The 10312-nt window shown below is 67.0% G+C and carries 11 protein-coding genes; 7 read left to right on the top strand and 4 right to left on the bottom strand.

Translation table 11 applies throughout. The features are described 5' to 3' along the window. Positions 1–103: 103 nt before the first annotated feature. The gene (gene folE, locus ACN2C8_RS15350) at positions 104–742 is read right to left on the bottom strand and encodes a GTP cyclohydrolase I FolE (protein ID WP_419252894.1); all 639 of its coding nucleotides are present in this window, start codon (positions 740–742) and stop codon (positions 104–106) included. A gap of 194 nt (positions 743–936) precedes the next feature. Between folE and cysS the strand changes: the two genes are divergently transcribed. Genes cysS through ACN2C8_RS15315 form a run of 7 tightly spaced genes read left to right on the top strand, consistent with a single transcriptional unit; the run spans position 937 to position 7275 of the window. Further along, the gene (gene cysS / locus ACN2C8_RS15345; protein ID WP_419252893.1) at positions 937–2328 is read left to right on the top strand and encodes a cysteine--tRNA ligase; all 1392 of its coding nucleotides are present in this window, start codon (positions 937–939) and stop codon (positions 2326–2328) included. A gap of 4 nt (positions 2329–2332) precedes the next feature. After that, entirely contained in the window at positions 2333–3094 is a 762-nt protein-coding gene (locus ACN2C8_RS15340) for a 3-oxoacyl-ACP reductase (protein ID WP_419252892.1), read from the top strand. A 40-nt stretch (positions 3095–3134) separates the two neighbouring features. Further along, positions 3135–3602: an SRPBCC family protein gene (locus tag ACN2C8_RS15335; protein WP_419252891.1), complete on the top strand. Its 468-nt coding sequence runs from the start codon at positions 3135–3137 to the stop codon at positions 3600–3602. Next, positions 3602–4063, top strand: a complete 462-nt coding sequence (locus ACN2C8_RS15330; RefSeq protein ID WP_419252890.1) for an iron-sulfur cluster assembly scaffold protein — start codon at positions 3602–3604, stop codon at positions 4061–4063. The genes ACN2C8_RS15335 and ACN2C8_RS15330 overlap by 1 nt, the downstream gene beginning before the upstream one ends. A gap of 52 nt (positions 4064–4115) precedes the next feature. Then, on the top strand, positions 4116–4370 hold the full coding sequence (gene yidD, locus ACN2C8_RS15325) for a membrane protein insertion efficiency factor YidD (protein WP_419252889.1): 255 nt from the start codon (positions 4116–4118) through the stop codon (positions 4368–4370). Next, on the top strand, positions 4367–6349 hold the full coding sequence (gene thrS, locus ACN2C8_RS15320; RefSeq protein ID WP_419252888.1) for a threonine--tRNA ligase: 1983 nt from the start codon (positions 4367–4369) through the stop codon (positions 6347–6349). Before yidD ends, thrS begins: the two co-directional genes overlap by 4 nt. Continuing rightward, a complete protein-coding gene (locus tag ACN2C8_RS15315; RefSeq protein WP_419252887.1) occupies positions 6349–7275 on the top strand; it encodes a glycosyltransferase family 2 protein in 927 nt (308 codons plus the stop codon). Before thrS ends, ACN2C8_RS15315 begins: the two co-directional genes overlap by 1 nt. Positions 7276–7320: 45 nt before the next feature. Here ACN2C8_RS15315 and ACN2C8_RS15310 read toward each other — a convergent pair whose 3' ends face one another. Genes ACN2C8_RS15310 through ACN2C8_RS15300 form a run of 3 tightly spaced genes read right to left on the bottom strand, consistent with a single transcriptional unit; the run spans position 7321 to position 10288 of the window. Continuing rightward, the gene (locus ACN2C8_RS15310) at positions 7321–7692 is read right to left on the bottom strand and encodes a hypothetical protein (RefSeq protein WP_419252886.1); all 372 of its coding nucleotides are present in this window, start codon (positions 7690–7692) and stop codon (positions 7321–7323) included. After that, positions 7689–8588, bottom strand: coding sequence for a hydroxymethylglutaryl-CoA lyase (locus ACN2C8_RS15305; protein ID WP_419252885.1), 900 nt, complete (start codon positions 8586–8588; stop codon positions 7689–7691). Before ACN2C8_RS15305 ends, ACN2C8_RS15310 begins: the two co-directional genes overlap by 4 nt. Further along, positions 8585–10288, bottom strand: a complete 1704-nt coding sequence (locus tag ACN2C8_RS15300) for an ArnT family glycosyltransferase (protein WP_419252884.1) — start codon at positions 10286–10288, stop codon at positions 8585–8587. The genes ACN2C8_RS15305 and ACN2C8_RS15300 overlap by 4 nt, the downstream gene beginning before the upstream one ends. Positions 10289–10312: the final 24 nt, after the last annotated feature.

The raw sequence follows: 10312 nt of genomic DNA, 5'->3' as shown, positions 1-10312 counted from the left end.
GCGGCCGAAGGCCGGTGGGGGAAGACCGCAATGCCTGGGCCAGCACTTCCCCCTCCGTCTGCTTCGCCGACACCTCCCCCGCTAGGGGGAGGATTTGCCTAAACTACTTCCGCACCACCAGATCCATGAACCGCTGCTGCAGGACCTTGTCGGTCCTGAACACGCCGCGGAACTGGGTGGTGATGGTCGAGACGTCGTGGTGGTGGACGCCGCGGGTGCTCATGCACTGGTGCTCGGCGTCAATCAGCACGGCGACGCCGGCGGCCGAGAGGTGGTCCTCGATGGCGTCGGCCACCTGCATGGTCATGGTCTCCTGGGTCTGGAGACGCTTGGCGAAGATCTCGACCAGACGGGCCAGCTTGGACAGGCCGACCACCTTCCCGGTCGGCATATAGGCCACCCAGGCCTTGCCCAGGAACGGGGCCATGTGGTGCTCGCAATGGCTCTGTACGTCGATGCCGCGCAGCATGACCATGTCGTCATAGCCCTGCACGTCCTCGAAGGTGCGGCTCAGCTCCTTGGCCGGATCGCCTTCATAGCCGGCGAACCACTCGCCATAGGCGTCGACCACGCGCTTGGGCGTGTCGAGCAGGCCTTCGCGGTCGGGATTGTCGCCGGCCCAGGCCAGCAGGGTCCGCACGGCGGCCATCGCCTCGTCGCGGGTGGGGCGCTGGGCGGTTTCAAGATCAAGAGCGGCGTCTTCTTGGCCGGTCAGGGTTCGCGCGCTGGTCAGGGCGTCCATGGTTTGAGAGGGTCTTTCCACGGGCTGAGTTGCGCCAGGACGCCTGTCGCCCTGGAATGACGCGTGCCACCCGTTTCACAGCTACGACCGGGCTCGTCGAAAAGATGACGTGTCGTCGGCGTGTCCAGTAGCTATATGGGACCCTCCCGGCCCTCCGCAACACCCTCCCGCTACGTCAGGCAGACGCGTTTCCCATGACTTTGAAGCTCCACGACACCCTGACGCGCGAAAAGCGCGCCTTCGTCCCCGCCGATCCGGACCGGGTGACGATGTATGTCTGTGGGCCTACGGTCTACAATTACTCCCATATCGGCAACTTCCGGCCGGTGGTGGTGTTCGACGTGCTGTACCGGATGCTGCGCCACATCTATGGCGCGGACGCGGTGGTCTATGCCCGCAACGTCACCGACGTGGACGACAAGATCAACAAGAAGGCCTTCGAAGAAGGCGTGCCGATCAAGACGATCACCGATCGCTATCTGGCCGCCTATCACGCCGACGCTGACGGTCTGCTGGCCCTGCGCCCCGACCTCGAGCCCAGGGCGACCGAGCATATCGGCGAGATCGTCGCGATGATCGGCAAGCTGGTCGAAACCGGCAAGGCCTATGCCGCCGAGGGCCATGTGCTGTTCGACACCCAGGCCTTCCCCGACTATGGCCAGCTGTCGGGCCGCAACATGGACGACATGATCGCCGGGGCCCGGGTCGAGGTCGCGCCCTACAAGCGCCACCCCGCCGACTTCGTGCTGTGGAAGCCGTCCAAGGAAAACGAGCCGGTGTGGGAAAGCCCATTCGGCGCGGGCCGCCCGGGCTGGCACATCGAATGCTCGGCCATGATCGACAAGGCGCTGGGTCAGACCATCGACATCCATGGCGGCGGCATCGACCTGGCCTTCCCGCACCATGAGAACGAGCTGGCTCAGAGCCGCTGCGCCCACGACCTGCCCGTCCTGGCCAATTACTGGATGCACAACGGCTTCCTGGATATGTCCGGCGAGAAGATGTCCAAGAGCCTGGGCAATGTGATCCTGCCCAACGAGCTGCTGAAGACCACGCCGGGCGAAGTGATCCGCTGGGCCCTGCTGTCGGCGCACTATCGCCAGCCGCTGGACTGGACCCCGGAGCTGCTGGAGCAGTCGCGCAAGGCCCTGGACCGCCTGTACGGCGCCCTGCGCCGCGCCAAGGACGTGCCGATGGACCAGGCGATGGCGGCCCCCGAAGAGGTGGTCGCCGCGCTTGAGGACGATCTCAACACACCGCAGGCGATTGCCTGCTTCTTCGAGGTTTCCAGCGCCATCGAGCGGGCCGTGACGGCGGGTGACACCGTTGCCATCGCCGCCAACAAGGCCCGGCTGATCGAGGCCGGCGCCCTGCTGGGCTTCCTGCAGGCCGATCCCGACAGCTGGTTCGAGGGCGACGCCTCCGACGACCTGAAGGCCCAGGTCGAGGACCTGCTCAAGCGCCGCGTCGAGGCCCGCGCCGCCAAGGACTGGACCGCCGCCGACGCCATCCGCGCCGAACTCGACGCTCTGGGCGTGGTTGTCATGGACGGCCCGGCTGGGGCGACCTGGCGGATGAAGGACTGATCACTTGAAGCTGGAAGAACAGATCGTCCTGGTCTCCGGTGCGGGCCGGGGACTGGGCGCGGCCATCGCTCGGGCCTTTGCGGGCCAGGGCGCGTCGGTGGTGATCAACTATCGCCGCAGCGAGGCCGCCGCCCTCGCCTTGGCCGAGGAGCTGGGCGACCATGCCGTGGCGATCCAGGCTGACGTCAGCGATCGCGAGGGCGTCCGCCGCATGGTCAACGAGGCGGCCGAGCATTTCGGTAGCCACGTCACCACGCTGGTCAACAACGCGCTAGGCGACTTCAGCTTCAACGGCGACGGCCGCGAAACCATCCAGTCGATCCCGTGGGAGGATTTCCAAGGCCAGCTGGACGTGTCGCTGCGCGGCGCGCTGAACTTGATCCAGGCGACGGCGCCGGCCATGGAAAACGCCGGCTTTGGCCGGGTGATCAATATCGGCACCAACCTGTTCCAGAACCCGGTCGTGCCCTATCACGACTACACCGCCGCCAAGGCCGCCCTGCTGTCGCTGACCCGCACGGCGGCGGCCGATCTCGGCCCCGGCGGGATCACCGTCAACATGCTGTCGGGCGGCCTGCTGCGCACCACCGACGCCAGTTCGGCGACGCCGGAAGCGATCTTCGACCTGATCGCCCAGAGCACGCCCCTGCGCCGGGTGACCACCCCGGCCGAGTTCGCCGACGCGGTGCTGTTCTTCGCCTCGCCCTGGAGCCGCGCCGTCACTGGCCAGAACCTGGTCGTCGATGGCGGGCTGGTGCGGGACTAGCGGGTTTAACCCGGCGCGCTTCCAGTGCTAAAAGCCCGCCATGCAAAGAGCCGTCGAACACCGCATTGGCATCCAGGCCCCGGCCGAACTGATCTGGGAGCTGATCTCGGACTTCTCGACCTGGGAGCAGTGGAACCCGGTCCATCCCCGGGCCGAGGGCCAGCTGAAGATCGGCACGTCGCTGAGCGTGCACCAGGCCCTGCCGGGCGAGCCGGTGCGGGTGATCCAGCCGGTGGTACAGGACTGGGTGCCCTATGAGCAACTTCACTGGCGCTCGACCCGCCTGGGCGGTTTCGTCACCGCCATCCGCTATATCGAGATCGAGACCATGGGCCCCGGCAGCTCGACCTTCTCGAACGGCGAGCTGTTCATGGGCATGCTGGTGCGCTGGATCAGCAGGGATGATCGCCGCAAGCTGAAGGCGGCCTACACCCAGATGGGCGAGGCCCTGCGCGATCATGCCGAGGCCCTCTGGTCTCAGCGCCAGAACAGCCCCACTTCAGCCTGATGATCGACGAGCTCTACAGCGCCAAGATCCTGACCCTGGTCGCCAATATCCCGCGCGCCGGACGGCTGGCCGCGCCCGATGCGTCGTCCGAAAAGACCGCCAAGCTGTGCGGCAGCCGGATCACGGTCGATGTGACGATGGCCGACGGCAAGGTCAGCGACTTCGCCCAGGAGGTTTCGGCCTGCGCCCTGGGCCAGGCCAGCGCCGCAATCCTGGGCGCCAACATCATCGGCGCGGATCTTTCCGAGATCGAGTTGGCGCGGGATTCCCTACGCGCTATGCTGAAGCTCAACGGCCCATCTCCTGCGGGCCGGTTCTCGGAGCTTGCCGTGCTTGAGCCTGTAAAGGCCTACCCCGCCCGTCATGCGTCGACGCTTCTGGCGTTCGAGGCGGCGGTGGAGGCTGTCTCTCGGGCCACAGCCGCGACGGAAACGCGAACTAGCAGCGCCGGCGCCGCTTGATTGCGGCTTTTCGCGGGTGCGATAACCACCTTCGAAACAATTGCGCGCTGGCATGACCTTTTACGACCGCACCGTCGACCTTGGCCTTCGGGTCTACAAGTTGACGCTCTCGCCCCTCATTGGGCGTCAGTGCCGTTTCATGCCGAGTTGTTCGGAGTATGCGGCTCAGGCGCTTAAGGATCACGGACCCGCCAAGGGGTCCTGGCTGACGTTGCGACGGATTTGCCGATGCAATCCGTTTGGAGGTTCGGGGTATGACCCGCCTCCGCCGCGCGACCAGCCACGCAAGTGGACATGTGAAGAATGATCGACCTGGTTTTCCCCGACGGTTCGTCCCGTCAATACCCCGCTGGCTCCAGCGGTCGCGACGTGGCGGCCGCCATATCCAAGTCGCTGGAAAAGAAGGCGCTGCTGATCAAGCTGGACGGCGTGCTGCTGGACCTTGATCGCCCCCTGACGCCCGATCTCCTGACCGGCGATCGGAAGTTCGAGATCATCACCCGCGACGCCCCCGAAGTGCTGGAGGTCATCCGCCACGACACCGCCCACGTGCTGGCTCAGGCGGTGCAGGAGCTGTTCTCCGGCACCCAGGTGACCATCGGCCCCAATGTCGAGGACGGCTTCTATTACGACTTCGCCCGCGACGAGCCGTTCAGTCTCGACGATCTGCCCAAGATCGAAGAGCGCATGCGCCAGATCGTCGACCGCGACGAGAAGATCCGCCGCGAAGAGGTCGACCGCGACGCCGCCATCGCCGATTTCGAGGCCCTGGGCGAAAGCTACAAGGCCCAGATCATCCGCGACCTGCCGGCCAGCGACACGATCACGGTCTATCACCAGGGCGAAAAGTGGAAGGACCTGTGCCGCGGGCCGCACCTTCCCTCGACCAAGGCGGTGGGCAAGGCCTTCAAGCTGACCAAGCTGGCCGGCGCCTATTGGCGCGGCGACCAGAACAACGCCCAGCTGCAGCGCATCTATGGCACCTCGTGGGCCAGCGACGCCGATCTGGCCGACTACCTGCTGCGGGTCGAGGAAGCCGAGAAGCGCGATCACCGCAAGCTGGGCCGCACCATGAACCTCTTCCACCTGCAGGAAGAGGGCAAGGGCATGATCTTCTGGCACCCCAAGGGCTGGACGCTGTATCTGGCGCTTGAGGCCTATATGCGCCGTCGCCTGGACGCTGCGGGCTATCAAGAGGTCAAGACGCCTCAGATCCTGGATCGCAGCCTGTGGGAAAAGTCGGGCCACGCCGAGAAGTTCGGCCACGCCATGTTCATGTGTGAAAGCGCCGAGGGCGAGGTCCTGGCTGTCAAGCCGATGAACTGCCCGGGTCATATCCAGATCTTCAATATCGGCCAGAAGAGCTATCGCGAACTACCGCTGCGCATGGCCGAGTTCGGGGCCTGCCACCGCTATGAGCCTTCGGGCGCCATGCACGGCATCATGCGGGTGCGGGCCTTCACCCAGGACGACGCCCACATCTTCTGTCGCGAAGAGCAGGTCACCGAGGAAAGCGCAAGGTTCATCGAACTGTTGCGCAGCGTCTATAACGACCTCGGCATGCAGCTTCACGACGTGAAGTTCTCGACGCGTCCGGAGCTTCGCGCGGGCTCAGACGAGGTTTGGGACAAGGCCGAGCACGCTTTGGCCACGGCCGCCGAGGCCGCCGGCGAACGTCTGGTTGACCAGCCCGGCGAAGGCGCTTTCTATGGCCCCAAGCTGGAGTTCTCGCTAAAGGACGCGATCGGTCGCGTCTGGCAGTGCGGCACGCTGCAGCTGGACTTTGTTTTGCCGGAACGACTGGACGCAGAGTACGTTTCGGAAGACGGTTCAAAAAAGCGCCCGGTGATGCTTCACAGGGCAATCTTGGGGTCGTTCGAACGGTTTATCGGTATTCTGCTGGAAAACTTCGCTGGCCATCTGCCGCTTTGGCTGGCGCCGACGCAGGTTGTTGTGACGACGATTACCTCTGACGCGGATGAATATGCGCTTCAGGTCGTCGAAAAGTTGACGAATATGGGGATGCGCGCGGAGGTCGATCTGCGTAATGAAAAGATCAACTACAAGATTCGCGAGCACAGTCTCGCAAAGGTTCCGGTGATCGCGGTGGTGGGGCGCAAGGAAGCAGAGACGGGGCAGGTGGCCCTGCGTCGTCTGGGCGGCGAGGGGCAGAACATTCTGTCGCTCGACGAGGCCGTGCGCGTTCTGACCGCCGAAGCCACCCCGCCCGATCTGGCCCGTGCGCGCGGCATTTCCAAGCCTGTGCAAGAGGCAGCGCTCGCCTGATGAACAGCATCCTCCCCTCCTTCACGACCCTTGCCGCCGGCGCCCGCCCGGCGAGACCGAACATTTCGGTGGTGATGGTCGTGTACCGGACGGGTGGCGCGCTGATCGAAAGCATCAAGCACGTGCTGGACGAGCCGCTGGTCGACGAGTTCGTCATCGTCGACAACGGCTCGTCCCCGCGCGACGCCGAGATGCTCCGGGCCCTGGGCCTGACCGAGCCGCGGGTCGTGCTCCAGCAGGGCCACGGCAATGTCGGCTTCGCGCGCGGCGCCAATCTGGGCGCCACGACGGCCAAGGGCGAATACATCATCTTCATCAATCCCGACGCCAACATGCAGACCGGTTGCATCGCGGCGCTGGTGACCGCCTTCCGCGGCCAGCCCACCCCGACCGTGGTCGGCGCGCGGGTGATGAACACCGACGGCTCCGAGCAGCGCGGCGGCCGTCGCGGCGAGGTGACGCCGATCACGACCCTGCTCAGCTTTGGTCATCTGACCCGTCGCTATGCTGGGTTGTCGGGCTACGAGATTCATCGAGAAACCGAACCCCTGCCGCGCTCGCCGGTTCCCATGCCGACCATCTCGGGCGCCTGTTTCGCGCTGCGCCGGGCCGATTTCGAGGCGCTGGACGGTTTCGACGAGGGCTATTTCCTGCACGTCGAGGACATCGACCTGTGCTGGCGCGCCCGCCAGGCCGGCGGTCAGGTGATCTTCCAGCCCAAGGCCCAGGTCGTGCATCTGGGCCACACCAGCCTGGAACACCCGGTCAAGGTCGAGTTCCACAAGGGCGTGGGCCTGAGCCGCTACTTCATCAAGCGCGCCGACACCCTGCAGCGCTACGCCCTGGCCGTGTTCCTGGCCCCGGCCATCATGCTGATGTCGGTCTGCCGTCCGCTGCTGTGGAAGATCACGGGGCGGCCGATCTAGGCTGTCGGCTTGATCCCGGCTTTCGCCGGCACAGCGGCTCCGCCGCTACATCGGCGCGATCGTCTCGTACCTCAGACCCTCCGGACCCTCGATCGAGGTCGGCGCCTTCAGGGCCCGGCCGGGCAGCATGGAGCGGTAGCGTTCGTAGATCGCCTTGGCGTCGCGGCCAGCCTTGGCTTGAAGGCAAAGGTCGTATTCCCCCTCGCGACCCCACGGCTTGCGCTCGACGCGGGCGATGTCGCGGTCGGCTGTGACGGCTGCGCCGAGGCTGTCGGCCAGCGGGCGATCAATGCCCATGCCATAGCTGCCGAACTTGACGGTGACGTCGCAGCGGGCGGCGGCCGGGGCCGGCGGGGTGGCGGCGCAGGCGCCCAGCAGAGCCAGGGCGGCGCCGGCGACGAGAACGGAACGGGTCATGCGGGGAAACCTCCAGCGCGCGCCAGGGAAGAGGCCGGCGTCTTGCCCAGACGCTCGCTGATCGCGCGCCCGACCGCGATCAACGCGCCAAGATCATAACCGGTCTCAAAGCCGGCCCGCTCCAGCATGTAGACCAGATCCTCGGTGCCGATATTGCCCGTGGCGTTGGGCGCGAACGGACAGCCGCCCAGCCCGCCGACCGAGGCGTCCAGCACATCGACCCCGGCCTCGACACTGGCGTAGGCGTTGGCCAGGCCGGTGTTGCGGGTGTCGTGGAAGTGCATGCGCAGGCGGGCGTCCGGCGCGGCGGCGCGCACGGCCTCGATCCGTTTGCGGACGGTCCAGGGATCGGCAACCCCGATGGTGTCGGCGATGGCGATTTCGGGAACCCCGAGCAGGGCGATCTCGCGGATGATGGCTACGACCTGATCCTCCGACACCTCGCCATCGAAGGGGCAGCCGAAGGCCACCGAGAGGGTCGCGGTGATCGGCGGACCGCCCTCGACGGCCTGACGCTCGACAATGCCCGCCAGCGTGTCGATCTGCTGGTGGGTGGTCGAGCCCTGGTTGCGGGTCCCGAAACCGTCGGTGGCGCAGACCACGACATTGGCCTCGTCGCACTGGGCCGCCACGCAGCGCTCCCAGCCGCGCATGTTCAGCACCAGACCAATCCGGGAATGCTTCAGGTCGGTGGGCAGCGCCGCCATGATCTCTTCCGCGCCGGCCATCTGCGGCACGCGGTTTGGATTGACGAACGACACCACCTCCATCCGTCGGGCGCCGGCGGCTTCCAGCTGGCGGATCAGTGTGAGCTTCTCGTCGACCGACAGCGACAGCTTCTCGTTCTGCAGGCCGTCGCGCGGCCCGACTTCGACGATCTCGATGAAGCGGCTCATGGGCGGTCCTCGGGAGCGGGCTGAGTTTCGGCCTCGATGTCGGTCTGGGGCTCGCCGCGATAGAGGGTCAGGCGCTCGTCGTCGCCATCGGAATAGTTCTGACCCTCGATCACCGCGACCGGGCGCGGCGTCAGGCCGGCGGCGGACAGGGCCTTGCGGAAGACGGCGTCCTCGCGCGCCTCGACCACGGCCGGGCGGCCCTGGACGATGGCCAGGGCGGCGTTGTCGCCATCGGTCAGCTCGGTGGCGGTGCCCAGCAGGAAGACCAGGCTGGGCTCCGAATAGCCGGTCACGGCCACGGGGCCCGGCGCGCCGGACCGGGGCGACAGCTTGGCCCTGTCGAGGGCGTCGGCGATGTCCCTGGACAGGAACAGCGGCTCCAGATGCGGCAGCAGGCCGCCGACCAGGCAGGCATGGGCCAGAACGCCCAGACCGCCCGAGATCACCAGGGCCCGCGCCGATTGCCGGCGCAGCAACAGCACCGCCCCCAGGACGCCGGCGGCCAGCAGCAGCAGCACGGTCAGCACGGTCCAGACGATGTCGGCGCCCTGACCGAACGCCTTCATGCCATAGACCGCCACGGCGGCCAGCAGCAGCGAGACGAACAGGGTCAGGCCCGCCCCGATCCGCCGGACCAGATCGCCCAGCGGCGCGCGCACGGCGGCGGCCAGCAGCATGGCCATGCCGCCCATGGCCGGCAGGGTGTAGTGGGCCAGCTTGGTCGGCAGGATCTCGAACATCAGCCAGGTCGGAACCAGCCAGCACACAGCGAAGCGCACGCCGGGCTCGGCGCGGCCGGTCCAGGCCAGCACCAGGGCGGCGGGCAGCAGCAAGGTCGCCGGATAGACCAGCAGCGGCGCCAGCAGGGTGTGATAGCCGAACGGTCCCGAATGGCCTTCCTGACCGCCGATCATCTTGGGGGCCAGGTCGCCGGCGATGGCCACGCCCCAGAACGCGCCGTCGGTGGCCACGGTGATCATCATCGCCCAGGGCAGCACCACGGCGGCGAACAGCACCAGGCCCCAGCCCCAGCCCAGGGTCTTCAGCCACGGCGCCTTGCGGTCCCAGGCCCACAGGGCCAGGGCGGAGAAGATCACGGTCAGCAGCCCCACCGGACCCTTGATCAGGGCCGCGACGGCCAGGCCGCCCCAGAAGGCCAGCTTGGTCCAGTGGCTGGGCGCGCGCCCAGCAAGGTGGTCGGCGTACATCCGGGCCAAGGCCGCCATGGCCAGGGTCGTGAAACCGCATAGGGCCGCGTCGGTCTTGGCGATGAAGGCTTCGCTGGACAGCAGGAAGGTCGAGCCCAGTATGGCCCCGGCCAGCAGGCCGGTGCGCGGGTCAAATAGCGCCGCGGCCCCCCAGGCGCAGGCCGCCGCCGCCAGCATCGCGCCCAGCAGGGACGGGATGCGATAGGCCCAGATGCTGCGATCCTCGGGCGCCGAGACCAGCGACACCGTCGCCGCCTGCAGCCAGTGGATGCCGACCGGCTTCTTGAAGCGCGGCTGGTCCTGGAACTTGATGACCACCAGGTCGTCGGTTTCCAGCATCTGGGCGGTGGCCTGGGCGAAGCGCGACTCGTCGCGATCCAGCGGCGGCATGGCCAGCAGGCCCGGCAGGCCGGCCATAAACGCCAGCAGGGCGGCAAACAGCGGGCCGCGCCAACCGCGGCTCCAGGCATCCAGGCGAGATTCAAGCGTCATGGCGCATGGAATAGCACGATCCTT

The sequence above is a fragment of the Caulobacter sp. ErkDOM-C genome, assembly GCF_048541825.1.
Classification (GTDB): Bacteria; Pseudomonadota; Alphaproteobacteria; order Caulobacterales; family Caulobacteraceae; genus Caulobacter.
This window is presented reverse-complemented; position numbering and strand designations above follow the sequence as displayed.

Bases quoted from the DNA above. Each gene is read 5' to 3' on its own strand.
- folE (WP_419252894.1), bottom strand. From the start codon at position 742: ATGGACGCCCTGACCAGCGCGCGAACCCTGACCGGCCAAGAAGACGCC.
- cysS (WP_419252893.1), top strand. From the start codon at position 937: ATGACTTTGAAGCTCCACGACACCCTGACGCGCGAAAAGCGCGCCTTC.
- ACN2C8_RS15335 (WP_419252891.1), top strand. From the start codon at position 3,135: ATGCAAAGAGCCGTCGAACACCGCATTGGCATCCAGGCCCCGGCCGAA.
- ACN2C8_RS15330 (WP_419252890.1), top strand. From the start codon at position 3,602: ATGATCGACGAGCTCTACAGCGCCAAGATCCTGACCCTGGTCGCCAAT.
- yidD (WP_419252889.1), top strand. From the start codon at position 4,116: ATGACCTTTTACGACCGCACCGTCGACCTTGGCCTTCGGGTCTACAAG.
- thrS (WP_419252888.1), top strand. From the start codon at position 4,367: ATGATCGACCTGGTTTTCCCCGACGGTTCGTCCCGTCAATACCCCGCT.
- ACN2C8_RS15315 (WP_419252887.1), top strand. From the start codon at position 6,349: ATGAACAGCATCCTCCCCTCCTTCACGACCCTTGCCGCCGGCGCCCGC.
- ACN2C8_RS15310 (WP_419252886.1), bottom strand. From the start codon at position 7,692: ATGACCCGTTCCGTTCTCGTCGCCGGCGCCGCCCTGGCTCTGCTGGGC.
- ACN2C8_RS15305 (WP_419252885.1), bottom strand. From the start codon at position 8,588: ATGAGCCGCTTCATCGAGATCGTCGAAGTCGGGCCGCGCGACGGCCTG.
- ACN2C8_RS15300 (WP_419252884.1), bottom strand. From the start codon at position 10,288: ATGACGCTTGAATCTCGCCTGGATGCCTGGAGCCGCGGTTGGCGCGGC.